A 14923-nucleotide genomic window follows, 5' to 3' on the forward strand; every position below is an offset into this window, starting at 1 on the left:
GCGAGTGACCGGGCCCGATCGGGCCTCACCCGTACGGGCCCCCGGCTGCCTGCGGCCGGGGGCTTTGTACGAAGCGAAGCAACCCCTCCGGGTGATCCTGCCAATTCGGCGCAGGGCCTGATTCAGGTCGCCGATACACTCCCTTAACAAGCGCGTCAGGCTCACAGCGTCGTGCGTCTTCCACGCGGCTAGCCATCCCCGCCTCCTGGAGCGGTCGCACGGGACCGGCCGCCCACGAAGGACCAAGTGAGGACCACGTGAGCCAGAAGCCTGTCGTACTCATCGCAGAAGAGCTGTCGCCCGCCACGGTGGACGCGCTCGGTCCGGACTTCGACATCCGGCACTGCAACGGCGCGGACCGAGCCGATCTGCTGTCCGCGATCCCCGAGGCCGACGCCATCCTCATCCGCAGCGCCACCAAGGTGGACGCCGAGGCCATCGCCGCCGCCCGCAAGCTGCGCGTGGTCGCCCGGGCCGGCGTCGGCCTGGACAACGTGGACGTCTCCGCCGCCACCAAGGCCGGCGTGATGGTCGTCAACGCGCCGACCTCCAACATCGTCACCGCCGCCGAGCTGGCCTGCGGGCTGATCATCGCCACGGCCCGCAACATCGCCTCGGCCAATACCGCGCTCAAGGGCGGCGAGTGGAAGCGGAACAAGTACACCGGCGTCGAGCTGAGCGAGAAGACCCTCGGCGTGGTGGGCCTGGGCCGGATCGGCGTCCTGGTCGCCCAGCGGATGAGCGCCTTCGGCATGAAGGTCGTCGCCTACGACCCGTACGTGCAGCCCGCCCGCGCCGCCCAGATGGGCGTCAAGCTGCTGACCCTGGACGAGCTGCTGGAGAGCTCCGACTTCATCACCGTCCACCTGCCCAAGACGCCCGAGACGATCGGCCTGATCGGCGACGAGGCGCTGCACAAGGTCAAGCCGTCGGTGCGGATCGTCAACGCGGCCCGCGGCGGCATCGTGGACGAGGAGGCGCTGGCCTCCGCGCTCAAGGAGGGCCGGGTGGCCGGCGCGGGCCTGGACGTGTACTCCAAGGAGCCGTGCACTGACTCGCCGCTGTTCCAGTTCGACAACGTGGTGGCCACCCCGCACCTGGGCGCCTCCACCGACGAGGCCCAGGAGAAGGCGGGCATCGCGGTCGCCAGGTCGGTACGGCTGGCGCTGGCCGGCGAGCTGGTGCCGGACGCGGTCAACGTGCAGGGCGGCGTCATCGCCGAGGACGTCAAGCCCGGCCTGCCGCTGGCCGAGAAGCTGGGCCGGATCTTCACCGCGCTGGCCGGCGAGGTCGCCGCCCGGCTCGACGTCGAGGTGTGCGGCGAGATCACCCAGCACGACGTGAAGATCCTCGAACTGAGCGCGCTCAAGGGCGTGTTCGAGGACGTGGTGGCCGAGACGGTCTCCTACGTCAACGCGCCGCTGTTCGCCCAGGAGCGCGGCGTCGAGGTGCGGCTGACCACCAGCTCCGAGTCGCCCAACCACCGCAACCTCGTCACCGTCCGCGGCACCCTCGCCGACGGCGCCGAGGTCGCGATCTCCGGCACCCTGTCCGGCGTCAAGAACCTCCAGAAGATCGTCGCCGTCGGCGACCACGACGTCGACCTCGCCCTGGCCGAGCACATGGTCTTCCTCACCTACACCGACCGCCCCGGCGTCGTCGGCACGATCGGCCGCATCCTCGGCGAGGTCGGCGTCAACATCGCCGGCATGCAGGTCGCCCGTGCGGCGGCCGGCGGCGATGCCCTCGTCGCTCTCACGGTCGACTCCACGATTCCCGCGGGCGTGCTCGCGGACATCGCCTCCGAGATCGGGGCGACCTCCGCGCGCGCGGTGAACCTGGAGGACTGAGGCGCAGGGTTCGCTTTTCGTCAACGTCGGTGCCGCTGCTCACTCATTTGGGTGGCGGCACTGACGTTTCCCGGCGCTAGTCTGATCAGCGCGGACAGAATCGCGTCCATGGGAGGAATGATGATCGCTGAACCGCTTCCGGCCTGGGCATTTCCACCGCCGGGCGGCTTCACCGAGGAGGACTTGGACCGCATCCCCGATCTCCCGCCGCACACGGAATTGATCGACGGAAGCCTCGTCTTCGTGAGTCCGCAGAAGAGTTTTCACGCGCTGGCCATTGAGCTGCTGGTCTACGCACTGCGAAGCCATGCTCCGGCCGACCTGCGGGTGCGCCGGGAGATGACCATCGTCCTGAACAAGCGCAACAGGCCGGAGCCCGACCTCACGATCGTGCGGGCCGAGGCAGTGTCCGCTTCAGGCGATGAGACGAAATACCAGGCGGAAGACGTTGTGCTGGCCGTGGAGGTCATGTCGCCCGAGTCCGAGGAGCGCGACCGCGACCGCAAACCGCAGCTGTACGCCCGGGCCGGCATCCCGCACTTCTGGCGGATTGAGCAGGGCCAAGGCCGTCGCCCCGTGATCTATGTCTACGAGCTCGACAAGGCGACGGCCACCTATGTGCCGACCGGCATCTTTCACGACCGGCTCAAGCTGACCGTGCCGTTCGACCTGGACATCGACCTGACCGAGATCGACAACCTGTAAGCCACTCCTAGAGCCGCGCCGCCTTGAGCGCCATGTGCAGCAGCAGCCGCGCTTCCCCGTCGGAGAGGTCGAGGCCGGTGAGTTGTTCGATGCGGGAGAGGCGGTAGTAGAGGGTCTGGCGGTGGATGGCCAGGGCGGTGGCCGTGCGGCCGGCCTGGCCGGCGTGGTCGAGGAAGACCTCGGCGGTGTGGGCGAGTTCGTGGTGGGCCGGGGCGAGCAGGGGGGCGACGGCGGGGTCGGGTGCGGCGCCCGGGGGGAGGGCGGTGAGCAGGCGGTAGGGGCCGAGGCTGGACCACTTGGCGATGGGGCCGAGCAGGGGCTGGGCGTGGGCGGCCCGGGCGGCGTCGACCGCCTCGTGCCAGGCGTCCGGGAGTTCGGCCAGCGAGGTGCGGCTCGTACTGAGTCCCGCCACCGCGTCCGGGATGCCGGCCTGGTCGAGCAGGCGGGCCGCCGCGGTGCGGGCCGCGGCGAGCAGGTGGGCGGACCGCAGCCGTACCAGGAGGGCGATCAGTTCGGCGCGGGTCCCGCCGTGCGGGCCCGGCACCCGGGCCAGCGCGGCGGCGGAGGGAATGCTGCGCAGCCCGGGAAGCTCGCCCAGCCGTTCCCCCTCGCCGCCGTATTCGGGGGCGGCCCCGGCCGAGGGTGGCAGCGGCGGGATGCGGACGCACACCAGGGCGTGCGGCTCGTCCGCGTCCGGGCCCAGCGCCGTACGCAGCGTCTCCTCGGCGGAGTCCCGTGCGGCCCGGCCGCCCGCGGTCAGCAGGGCCCGCAGCGCCCGCCCGGCCTCCGCCCCGGCCAGCGACAGTGCCGCCAGCCGCTCGCCGATCCGGGCGGCCGCGGCCATCGCGGCGCCGAGTTGCGCGGGGGAGTGCTCGGCCTCGTCCAGCAGCCACACGTAGCCGTAGACGAAGCCGCCGTGCCGTACCGGCAGGCACAGCCGGCCGCGCAGCACCCCGGCGTCCGGCGCCGCCGGGATCCGGACCGGACCGGTCGCGTGCGCGATGCCGTACCGCTCGAACCAGGTGCGGACCTCGGCGGTGGAGCGGCGGGTGAGGATGGAACGGGTGCGCACCGGGTCCATCGCGCCCGCGTCCTCGCTGTCGTGCACCCCGAAGGCGATCAGCCGGAAGTCCCGGTCCTCCAGGGTCGCGGGCGCGCCCAGCAGCGCCGACACCTCGTCCACGAGCTCCTGGAAGTCCCCGTACTCTCCGGTCACACCCTCATTCTCCCTCATACATCTGTATGAGGGACGACCCCGGTATGCGTGACAGGTGTCGATGGTTCAGCGGGTAGGCGAACCCTAGATTCACGCTGACGGGACCCTCGCACCGAACAGCCGGACGGAACGGCCACCGGTTCGGCGGGTCCCGCAAGCCGACAACCGTACCGCCCGCGCCCAAGGAGCCCCCCGTGCTCGGTCCCGTGCTGCTCGCCGCCTCGCGCAGCGACCGTATGCGCCGCGTCGTCGCCTCCGCCCCGGTCACCCGGCCCGTGGTGAACCGCTTCATCGCCGGGGACGAGCTGCACCCCGCCCTGGACACCGTCCGCGGGCTGACCGCCGCAGGCCTGTACGTCACCCTCGACCACCTCGGCGAGGACGTCACCGACCGCGCGACCGCGCTGGCCACCCGCGACGCCTACCTGCGGCTGCTGGAGGCGCTGGACGCCGACGGCCTGGCCGGGCGCGCCGAGGTCTCGGTGAAGCTGTCCGCCTTCGGCCAGTCCCTGCCCGACGGCGGCCACGACGTCGCCCTTGCGAACGTGCGCCGGGTCGCCGAGCTGGCCACCTCCGCCGGCACCACCGTCACCCTCGACATGGAGGACCACACCACCGTCGACTCGACGCTGGCCGTCCTGCGCGAACTGCGCCACGACCACCCCGGCACCGGCGCGGTCCTCCAGTCGTACCTGTTCCGCACCGAGGACGACGCCCGCGCGCTCGCCGTCGAGGGCTCCCGGGTCCGGCTGGTCAAGGGCGCCTACAAGGAGCCGGCCTCGGTCGCCTTCCAGGACCGGCGCGCGGTCGACAAGGCGTACGTCCGCGCCCTGCGCACCCTGTTCGCCGGCGCCGGCTACCCCATGGTCGGCTCGCACGACCCGCGCATGATCGCCATAGCCCAGGAACTGGCCACCCGTAACCACCGTGCGCCGGGCAGCTACGAGTTCCAGATGCTCTACGGCATCCGCACCGCCGAACAGCGCCGCCTGGCCGACCAGGGGGAACGTATGCGTATTTACGTGCCGTACGGCGCAGACTGGTACGGGTACTTCATGCGCCGGCTCGCCGAGCGCCCGGCGAACCTCGCCTTCTTCCTCCGCTCGTTCGTGCCCGCGGGTCGCTGACCCGCTTCCGACGGCTCCCGGCAGACCGCCGGAGCACCCGCCGTACGGCCGGGCCCCACGACGGTCCGGCCGTACGGCCCCCGACCCCGACCCACCGACCACTCGACCGACGACTCGACGAGGAGAGACGCTTCATGGACGCTGTGACCCAGGTCCCCGCGCCGGTCAACGAGCCGGTCCACGGCTACGCGCCCGGCAGCCCGGAACGCGCCCGGCTGGAGGCGAAGCTCAAGGAACTGGCCGGCAACCCGATCGACCTGCCCCTGGTCATCGGCGGCCAGGAGCGCATGGGCGGCGGCGAGCGCTTCGACGTGGTCCAGCCGCACAACCACGGCGCGCGCCTGGGCACCTTCGGCAACGCCACCTCCCAGGACGCGGCGGACGCGATCACCGCGGCCCTGGCCGCCGCCCCCGCCTGGCGGGCGATGTCCTTCGACGACCGCGCCGCGATCTTCCTGCGCGCCGCCGAACTGCTGGCCGGCCCCTGGCGCGAGACGCTGGCCGCCTCCACCATGCTCGGCCAGTCCAAGACCGTGCAGCAGGCCGAGATCGACAGCCCCTGCGAGCTGGTCGACTTCTGGCGGTTCAACGTCCACTACGCCCGGCAGATCCTCGCCGAGCAGCCGGTCGCCAACGCGCCCGGCGTGTGGAACCGCCTCGACCACCGCCCGCTGGAAGGCTTCGTCTACGCGATCACGCCGTTCAACTTCACCGCGATCGCCGGCAACCTGCCCACCGCCCCGGCCCTGATGGGCAACGTGGTGGTCTGGAAGCCGTCGCCGACCCAGACCCACTCGGCGGTGCTGCTGATGCGCCTGCTGAAGGAGGCCGGGCTGCCGGACGGCGTGATCAACCTGGTGACCGGTGACGGCGTGGTGGTCTCCGAGGTCGCCCTGGTCCACCCGGAGCTGGCCGGCATCCACTTCACCGGCTCCACCAGGACCTTCCGCTACCTGTGGCGCACGGTCGGCGAGAACATCGAGCGCTACCGCTCCTACCCGCGGATCGTCGGCGAGACCGGCGGCAAGGACTTCGTCGTCGCCCACCCCTCCGCCGACCCGGCGGTGCTCAAGACCGCGCTGACCCGCGGCTCCTTCGAGTACCAGGGCCAGAAGTGCTCGGCCTCCTCGCGCGCCTACGTCCCGCGCTCGCTGTGGGAGGGCGGCTTCAAGGAGGAGTTCGCCGCCGAGGTCGACTCGCTCACCATGGGCGACGTCACCGACCTGTCCAACTTCCTCGGCGCCCTGATCGACGAGCGCGCCTTCGCCAAGAACAAGGCCGCCATCGACCGGGCCAAGGCCGACCCCACCGTCGAGGTCGTGGCCGGCGGCGGCTACGACGACTCGGTCGGCTGGTTCGTCCGGCCCACCGTGCTGGCCTCCACCGACCCGGACAACGAGATCTTCCGAGAGGAGTACTTCGGGCCGATCCTCGGGGTGCACGTCTACGAGGACGACGACTTCGAGACCATGCTCGACCAGATGGAGTCCGTCGCCCCCTACGGCCTGACCGGCTCGGTGGTCGCCACCGACCGCGCCGCTGTGGCGCACGTCATGGAGCGGCTGCGGTTCGCCGCCGGCAACTTCTACATCAACGACAAGTCCACCGGCGCCGTGGTGGGCCAGCAGCCCTTCGGCGGCGGCCGCGCCTCGGGGACGAACGACAAGGCCGGCGCCGCGCAGAACCTGATGCGCTGGACGTCCACCCGGGCGATCAAGGAGACCCTGGTGCCCCCGACCGACTACCGCTACCCGCACCAGGGCTGAGCGGCTGCTTTCCCGGTCCCGCGGATGTCCCCGGACGTCCCGCGCGTGTTCTGAGCAGGCCCTGAGCGCCCCCGTCCGCCCGTACCCCGGGCCGGCGGGGGCGCCGCGCGTGCGGCCGCGACCGCGCGGCCGTCTCAGATAGTAGGACGTCCGAGTAATTGTGGCGACAGCACGGCTGCGCTGACCTAACTTTGTAGAGAGCCGAACGTCTCGCTCGATCGAGCGAGTGGCGGGAACGGCCGCGCGGACCACCCGATGCCGCGCCGGGCCGTCCGCCCCGTTCCGTGGCGACCCCCCATCACCCCAGCGACGCTTCTGCCTGGAGTTGATCACCATGGACGAGACCGCCCGCCAGAACGCCCTGCGCGCCCTCCAGCGTTCCCTCGACCGCCGCGACAACGGGGGCAGCACCGGCCACGAGGAGCACTGAGGCGCCCTGAGGAGCGCCGCGAAGCGCCGAGGAACCCCGAGGAACCCCGAGGAGCCCTGAGAAGTACTGACGCCTGTCCGGATGCCGGACGGCCCATGTCATGGGGTGGGACGCGGAGTAGGGTGCCCGCATGTCTCGCAGCATCAGCCTCGCAGTGATCCCCGGTGACGGCATCGGCCAGGAAGTCGTGACGGAGGGCCTCAAGGTCCTTGCCGCGGTCCTGCCCCAGGACGTCAAGCTGGAGACCAGGACGTACGACTTCGGCGCCCGGCGCTACCACGCCACCGGCCAGACCCTCACCGACGAGGACCTGGCGCAGCTCAAGGGGCACGACGCGATCCTGCTCGGCGCGATCGGCGACCCCTCGGTGCCGTCCGGCGTGCTGGAGCGCGGCTTCCTGCTCAAGCTGCGGTTCGCCTTCGACCACCATGTGAACCTGCGGCCCAGCCGGCTCTTCCCGGGCGTGGCCACCCCGCTGTCCGGCAGCCCGGAGATCGACTTCGTGGTGGTCCGCGAGGGCACCGAGGGCCCGTACACCGGCAACGGCGGCACCATCAGGACCGGCACCGAGCAGGAAGTGGCCACCGAGGTCAGCCTGAACACCGCGTACGGCATCGAGCGCGTGGTGCGGGACGCCTACGCCCGCGCGCAGGCCCGCCCGCGCAAGAAGCTCACCCTGGTGCACAAGAACAACGTCCTGGTGCACGCCGGCCGGCTGTGGACCCGGATCTTCGAGGAGGTCGGCGCCGAGTACCCGGACGTCACCACCGACTACCTGCACGTGGACGCGGCCACCATCTTCCTGGTCACGCAGCCCGAGCGGTTCGACGTGATCGTCACCGACAACCTGTTCGGCGACATCATCACCGACCTCGCGGCGGCCGTCTCCGGCGGGATCGGCGTGGCGGCCAGCGGGAACATCAACCCGAGCGGCGCCTTCCCGTCCATGTTCGAGCCGGTACACGGCTCCGCGCCCGACATCGCCGGCCAGTCCAAGGCCGACCCGACCGCGACCGTGCTGTCGGTGGCGCTGCTGCTCCAGCACCTGGGGCTGGCCGCCGAGGCCGCCCGGATCGAGGCCGCCGTCCAGGCCGACCTGGCCGAGCGCGCGACCCTGCCGGCCCGCTCCACGGTGGCCATCGGCGACGCACTGGCCGCCCGCGTCTCCAGCTGAACGACCCGCGGACGGCCCCCGGGGACCCCGGGGGCCCGGCCCCAAGCTCGAAGCCCCTCGGACCCGTGCCGGACTCCGGCCGGAGCCCGGCTGACATGTCCGGCCCGCGATCCTGACCGGAACCGGCCCCCGGCCCGCGCCGGGGGCCGCGTGTGTCAGGTCCCCTCCCCGCTCTGGGGTACGGGGCCCGCGCCCTGCGATAATCAGTGCCGGGGCCGCGACGCGGGGCAGAAGTAGGACGTCCTACTACGTAGGCCTACGTCGGTTCGGACTCGGCCCGGCGGTGGTCCGCACACGGCCGCATGCGGACCGGGCCCGTCCGAAGGCCACTCTGTGACGACGGCAAACGGTGAAGGAACAGACATGACGACGCCCACGATCGAGCTCAAACCCTCCGCGCATCCCCTCTCCGACGCCGAGCGGGCCGCCATCCTGGCCAACCCCGGCTTCGGCCGCCACTTCACCGACCACATGGTCACCATCAAGTGGACCGAGGGCCGCGGCTGGCACGACGCACAGCTCGTTCCGTACGCGCCGCTGTCCCTGGACCCGGCCAACATGACGCTGCACTACGCGCAGACGATCTTCGAGGGCCTCAAGGCGTACCGGCAGCCGGACGGCACCGTCGCCACCTTCCGGCCCGAGGCCAACGCCCGGCGCTTCCAGGCCTCCGCCCGCCGCCTGGCCATGCCCGAGCTGCCCGTGGAGACCTTCATCGAGGCGTGCGACGTCCTGGTCCGCCAGGACCGCGCCTGGGTGCCCAGCGAGGGCGAGACCTCCCTCTACCTGCGGCCCTTCATGTTCGCCACCGAGGTCGGCCTCGGCGTGCGCCCCGCCAACGAATACCTCTTCCTCGTCATCGCCTCCCCGGCCGGCGCCTACTTCTCCGGCGGCGTCAAGCCGGTCTCCGTCTGGCTGTCCGAGGAGTACGTGCGCGCCGCCCCCGGCGGCACCGGCGCCGCCAAGGCCGGCGGCAACTACGCCGCCTCCCTGGTCGCCCAGGCCCAGGCCATCGAGCACGGCTGTGACCAGGTGGTCTGGCTCGACGCGATCGAGCGCCGCTGGATCGAGGAGATGGGCGGGATGAACCTGTACTTCGTGTACGGGGACGGGTCCGCCGGCTCCCCGCGGCGAATCGTCACTCCTGAGCTGTCCGGCTCCCTCCTGCCCGGCATCACCCGCGATTCCCTCCTCACCATCGCCGCCGACCTCGGCTACGAAGTGTCCGAGGCCCGCATCTCCGTCGACGACTGGCGCCGCGGCAATCAGGACGGTTCCCTCACCGAGGTCTTCGCCTGCGGCACCGCCGCAGTGATCACGCCTGTGGGCTCCGTCAAGTCCACCCGCGCCGATTGGGTCGTTGCGGACGGCGAACCCGGCGAGGTCACCATGCGGCTGCGTGCCGCCCTCCTCGACATCCAGCTCGGCCTCACCCCCGACCCGCACAAGTGGATGCATCCCCTCGGCGCGTAAGCGCATGGACGAAGGGTTCGCCCGGAAAACCAGGGGCGCGGGGAACTGCGCGACCAGCCCATCACCGTGGCGCGGGTCGCCACCGCCCCAAAGGGGCAATTGCTGTCGTCTCCGGACCACCGGCCGGTGGCCGGTTGCTCGCGCAGTTCCCCGCGCCCCTGGGTACTCCGGTGGCACCGCAGCGCGCATGATCCCCGCGCCCCTTCCGTACTCCCGGTGAACCCCGCTTCCGCATGGTGAGACGTAGGAGCGGGAGGACGTGCGGGTATGGAAAACTCGCACCGTGCCCTGTACCGCACTGATTATTGGCAACAGGCACGCCGGTCCGCAGTGACGTTGCGCTGACAAGAAGCGAAACAGAACCGTGCCCCGACCCGCGTGCAGACCTCTCGCGTCAGCGAGAGGTTTTTTCGTTTCCGGCCACCCGCTGGAAGCGACCGCTTCAGGCCACCCGCCGGAGGCGAACCGTACGAGGGATCATGGGGCAAGTGGAGTCGGTGCCTCCGGATGCGCTCAGGGCCACCCGGAGGGAACCCCGCTCTCACCCGAAGGAGTACGCAGGCCATGACCGCGGAACTGGACGACAGCTTTCACGTCTTCGACACCACGCTGCGCGACGGCGCCCAGCGCGAGGGGATCAACCTCACCGTCGCCGACAAGCTGGCGATCGCCCGGCACCTGGACGACTTCGGGGTCGGCTTCATCGAGGGCGGGTGGCCCGGCGCGAACCCGCGCGACACCGAGTTCTTCGCCCGGGCGGCGGCCGAGCTGGAGCTGAAGCACGCCGCCCTGGTGGCGTTCGGGGCGACCCGGCGGGCCGGGGGCAACGCGGCGGACGACCCGCAGGTCAGGGCGCTGCTTGAGTCGGGCGCGCCGGTGATCACGGTGGTCGCCAAGTCGCACGACCGCCATGTGGAGCTCGCGCTGCGCACCACGCTGGAGGAGAACCTGGAGATGGTGCGGGACACCGTCTCGTACCTGACCGGCCAGGGCCGCCGGGTGTTCGTGGACTGCGAGCACTTCTTCGACGGCCACCGGGCGAACCCGGAGTACGCCGTCGAGGTGGTGAAGGCCGCGCACGAGGCCGGGGCGTCGGTGGTCGTGCTGTGCGACACCAACGGCGGCATGCTGCCGGCGCAGGTGCGCGAGGTCACCGCGCAGGTGCTGGCCGCCACCGGGGCCCGGCTCGGCATGCACGCCCAGGACGACAGCGGCTGCGCGGTCGCCAACACCCTGGCCGCGGTCGAAGCCGGCGCCACCCATGTGCAGTGCACCGCGAACGGCTACGGCGAGCGCGTCGGCAACGCCAACCTCTTCCCGGTGGTCGCCGCGCTGGAGCTCAAGCTGGACCAGCGGGTGCTGCCCGAGGGCGCGCTCGGCGAGATGACCCGGATCTCGCACGCGATCGCCGAGGCCGTCAACCTCACCCCGTCCACGCATCAGCCGTACGTGGGCGTGTCGGCGTTCGCGCACAAGGCGGGCCTGCACGCCTCGGCGATCAAGGTGGATCCGGACCTCTACCAGCACATCGACCCCGAGCGGGTCGGCAACACCATGCGGATGCTGGTCTCGGACATGGCCGGGCGCGCGTCGGTCGAGCTCAAGGGCCGGGAACTGGGCATCGACCTCGGCGGCGACCGCGAACTGGTCCAGCGGGTGGTGGAGCGGGTCAAGGAGCGCGAGCTCAAGGGCTACACGTACGAGGCGGCGGACGCGTCGTTCGCGCTGCTGCTGCGGGCCGAAGTGGACGGCAGGCCGCGGCGGTTCTTCCGTATCGAGTCCTGGCGGGCCATCACCGAGGACCGGCCCGACGGCACCCACGCCAACGAGGCGACCGTCAAGCTGTGGGCCAAGGGCGAGCGGATCGTGGCCACCGCCGAGGGCAACGGCCCGGTCAACGCGCTGGACCGGGCGCTGCGGGTGGCCCTGGAGCGGATCTACCCGCAACTGGCCTCCTTCGCCCTGACCGACTACAAGGTCCGCATCCTGGAAGGGCGTTACGGCACCGACTCCACCACCCGGGTGCTGATCACCACCACCGACGGCGCCGCCGAGTGGTCCACGGTCGGCGTCGGCGAGAACGTGATCGCCGCCTCCTGGCAGGCGCTGGACGACGCCTACGCCTACGGCCTGCTGCGCGCCGGGCTGGAGCCGATGGAGTAACCGGCACGAGGGCGTTCCCGGCCGGCCGCAGCCCCACCGCGGCCGGCCGGGAACGCCCTCCGTTGTTTCGCCCCGGACCCTGGCAACGCGCGTAGAACTCGGGCACACTCCTGCTGCGCCACCTGCACCACCTTCGTCCCAGCGGCATCAGCAGGAGGTATCCCATGCAGACGACCTGGCGGCAGCGGCCCGTGGTCCGGGCCGTGCTCACCGCCCTCACACTCGCCCTCACCGTGCTCTTCGCCCCCGGCGTGGGCCTGGCCTCGTCCCACGACGCCTACGCGGTCACCAAGCTGACCCAGGCACAGGCCGAGAGCATGTTCCGCAGCGCCGGGATCACCTGGTCCTCGTCCGGGAACTGCACCAACCGCAACAACGCCACGTGTACGTCCTTCGACCAGCTCAACCTGACCACCGCCCAGGGCGCCATCACCCTCAAGAACGCCAGCGGCTGCGCCATCAACATCACCGGCGGCACCGAGACCGGCCACGCCAGCGGCACGTACTCGCACTGGAACGGCTACAAGCTGGACATGAGCAAGTACACCTGCCTGAACAACTACGTCCACAACGTCTTCACGTACGCGGGCCTGCGCGGCGACGGCTACCCGATGTGGGACTCGGCCGCGGGCAACGTCTACACCGACGAGGGCACCCACTGGGACGTCCTGTACTACAACTGCGGCGGCTGCTGACCCGTCCCGCCCCGCCTCCCGCCGGGTATGACGGGCACGAGGGCGGTGCCCGGTGACCGGCGGCGGTGACCGGGACGACCGACGGGTGCGCGGCGGTGACCAACGGCACACGTACTGACCGGTAACCTGCCGGCCCGGGCGGTCATAGGGTGAGCGCGGCACGCGGGTGCGCGCGTGCCCCGTACCCTCCCCGACCCTCGACCGACAACCGGGAGATCGTATGCGCTCGGCGAAGGACTTCTTCCGCCCGCTGGCTGTGGGGGCCCCGGCCCCCGTGCGCGACGTGCCGTTCCGGCCCTCGCGGATGATCCACTTCTTCGACCCCGGCAACGCGCGGATGGCCGCCAAGGTGCCCGCCCTCGTCCCCCAGGTGGACGTGCTGCTGGGCAACCTGGAGGACGCCGTCCCGGCGGACCGCAAACAGGCCGCGCGCGACGGGCTGGTGGCCGTCGCCCGCGCCACCGACTTCGGCGACACCCAGCTGTGGACCCGGATCAACAGCCTGGACTCGCCCTGGGCGCTGGACGACCTGCTGACCCTGGTCACCGAAGTGGGCGACCGGATCGACGTGGTGATGGTGCCCAAGGTCGAGGGCGCCCAGGACATCCACTACGTGGACCGGCTGCTGGCCCAGTTGGAGGCCAGGGCGGGGCTGACCCGGCCGGTGCTGGTGCACGCGATCCTGGAGACCGCGACCGGCGTCGCCAACGTGGAGGAGATCGCCGGCGCCAGCCCCCGGATGCAGGGCATCTCGCTGGGCCCGGCCGACCTGGCCGCCAGCCGCCGGATGAAGACCACCCGGGTGGGCGGCGGCCATCCGGGTTACCTGGTCCGCGAGGACCCGCGCGGCGACGGCGGGCCGCGGGCCGTCTTCCAGCAGGACCTGTGGCACTACACGCTGGCCCGCATGGTCGACGCCTGCGCGGCGCACGGAATCCTGCCGTACTACGGCCCGTTCGGCGACATCCAGGACCTGGCCGCGTGCGAGGACCAGTTCCGCAACGCCTTCCTGCTCGGCTGCGTCGGCGCCTGGACCCTGCACCCGGCTCAGATCGCCGTGGCCAGGCGGGTGTTCTCGCCGGCGCCGGACGAGGTGGCCTGGGCCCGCCGGGTGATCGAGGCCATGGGCGACGGCACCGGCGCGGTGATGATCGACGGCAAGATGCAGGACGACGCCACCTACAAGCAGTGCCGGGTGGTGGCCGGGCTCGCGGACGCGCTGGCCGCCCGCGACCCCGAACTGGCCGAGGCGTACGCCGCCGCGCAGAAGCAGACCGAGGAGACCACCGCGTGACCCTCCCGCACCCCACCCCCGCCCCGCGGCCCCGCCGCTCGGTGCTCTACATGCCCGGCGCCAACGAACGCGCCCTGGAGAAGGCCAAGTCGCTGCCCGCCGACGCGCTCATCCTCGACCTGGAGGACTCGGTCGCCCCCGACGCCAAGGAGGAGGCCAGGAAGCGGGTCGCCGCCGCGGTCGCCGCCGGCGGCTACGGCCACCGGGAGGTCACCGTCCGGGTCAACGCGCCCGGCACCCCCTGGCACGAGGAGGACCTGCGGGCGGCCGCCGAGGCCGGACCCGACGCCGTCGTGGTCCCCAAGGTCGACTCGCCCACCACGGTCCGGCAGGTCGAGGCGGCGCTGGCGGCGGCCGGCGCACCGGACAGCACCGCGATCTGGGCCATGATCGAGACACCGGCCGCGATCCTGGACGCGGCCGCGATCGCCTCGGCCTCGCAGCGGCTGACCGTGCTCGTCATGGGCACCAACGACCTGGCCAAGGAACTGCGCGCCGAGCCCGTCCCGGGCCGGACGCCGCTGCTCACGGCCCTGTCCCTCGCCCTGTTGGCGGCCCGCGCGAGCGGTACGGCGATTTTGGACGGTGTCTACAACGACGTGCAGGATCTGTCCGGCTTTGAGGCGGAGACCCTCCAAGGGCGGCAGATGGGCTTCGACGGCAAGACGCTGATCCATCCCCGGCAGGTCGAACCGTGCAACGCAATCTTCTCGCCGGCGGAGGAGGACATCGCCCGCGCCAGGCGTATTATCCAGGCATTCGAAGATGCCACGTCACAAGGGCGCGGCGTGGTCACGGTCGACGGCAGGATGATCGAGCACCTGCATGTCGAGGAGGCCCGCCGGGTGCTGGCACTGGCCGAGGCGATCGCCGGGCGCTGACCGGGGCCCGCCAGCCGGCGGCGGGCCCACCCGGGAAACAGGGCAAAATGCGAGCTTGCGGCCCGAGCGGCGCTGAGGCAGGGACCAGGCGTTTCTGTAAGGTTCCACCAGCAGGACTCGACGGACACTGTACAAAGTCGCTGCTCCGT

The 14923-nt window shown here is 71.6% G+C and carries 11 protein-coding genes; 10 read left to right on the top strand and 1 reads right to left on the bottom strand.

Translation table 11 applies throughout. The annotated features are described in order from the left end of the window. Positions 1-257: 257 nt before the first annotated feature. Both serA and ITX44_RS04750 read left to right on the top strand, forming a co-directional pair. Positions 258-1850, top strand: a complete 1593-nt coding sequence (gene serA / locus ITX44_RS04745; protein WP_205355700.1) for a phosphoglycerate dehydrogenase — start codon at positions 258-260, stop codon at positions 1848-1850. Positions 1851-1970: 120 nt separating this feature from the next. After that, positions 1971-2555, top strand: a complete 585-nt coding sequence (locus tag ITX44_RS04750; RefSeq protein WP_205355886.1) for a Uma2 family endonuclease — start codon at positions 1971-1973, stop codon at positions 2553-2555. Between the two features lie 7 nt (positions 2556-2562). On the opposite strand, the gene ITX44_RS04755 is transcribed toward ITX44_RS04750, so the two are convergent. Next, positions 2563-3789 (bottom strand): PucR family transcriptional regulator, encoded by a 1227-nt coding sequence (locus ITX44_RS04755; RefSeq protein WP_205355701.1) that lies wholly within the window; start codon positions 3787-3789, stop codon positions 2563-2565. A gap of 176 nt (positions 3790-3965) precedes the next feature. Here ITX44_RS04755 and ITX44_RS04760 point away from each other — a divergent pair, with 176 nt between their 5' ends. The 8 genes from ITX44_RS04760 (at position 3966) to ITX44_RS04795 (ending at position 14774) form a co-directional block, all read left to right on the top strand. Next, positions 3966-4898: a proline dehydrogenase family protein gene (locus ITX44_RS04760; RefSeq protein ID WP_205355702.1), complete on the top strand. Its 933-nt coding sequence runs from the start codon at positions 3966-3968 to the stop codon at positions 4896-4898. A 134-nt stretch (positions 4899-5032) separates the two neighbouring features. Beyond that, entirely contained in the window at positions 5033-6664 is a 1632-nt protein-coding gene (pruA, locus tag ITX44_RS04765) for an L-glutamate gamma-semialdehyde dehydrogenase (RefSeq protein WP_205355703.1), read from the top strand. Between the two features lie 560 nt (positions 6665-7224). Beyond that, on the top strand, positions 7225-8268 hold the full coding sequence (locus ITX44_RS04770) for a 3-isopropylmalate dehydrogenase (protein WP_205355704.1): 1044 nt from the start codon (positions 7225-7227) through the stop codon (positions 8266-8268). 363 nt (positions 8269-8631) lie between these two features. Continuing rightward, positions 8632-9741: a branched-chain amino acid aminotransferase gene (locus tag ITX44_RS04775; RefSeq protein ID WP_205355705.1), complete on the top strand. Its 1110-nt coding sequence runs from the start codon at positions 8632-8634 to the stop codon at positions 9739-9741. Positions 9742-10305: 564 nt separating this feature from the next. Next, positions 10306-11904, top strand: a complete 1599-nt coding sequence (gene cimA, locus ITX44_RS04780) for a citramalate synthase (RefSeq protein WP_205355706.1) — start codon at positions 10306-10308, stop codon at positions 11902-11904. A 164-nt stretch (positions 11905-12068) separates the two neighbouring features. Further along, entirely contained in the window at positions 12069-12599 is a 531-nt protein-coding gene (locus tag ITX44_RS04785; RefSeq protein WP_205355707.1) for a hypothetical protein, read from the top strand. A 220-nt stretch (positions 12600-12819) separates the two neighbouring features. Continuing rightward, positions 12820-13893 (top strand): HpcH/HpaI aldolase/citrate lyase family protein, encoded by a 1074-nt coding sequence (locus ITX44_RS04790; protein WP_205355708.1) that lies wholly within the window; start codon positions 12820-12822, stop codon positions 13891-13893. Then, complete coding sequence (locus ITX44_RS04795; protein WP_307795098.1) at positions 13890-14774, top strand: HpcH/HpaI aldolase/citrate lyase family protein; 885 nt, start codon at positions 13890-13892, stop codon at positions 14772-14774. Before ITX44_RS04790 ends, ITX44_RS04795 begins: the two co-directional genes overlap by 4 nt. Positions 14775-14923 lie beyond the last annotated feature (149 nt).

It is taken from the genome of Actinacidiphila acididurans (assembly GCF_016918855.1).
Lineage (GTDB): Bacteria > Actinomycetota > Actinomycetes > Streptomycetales > Streptomycetaceae > Actinacidiphila > Actinacidiphila acididurans.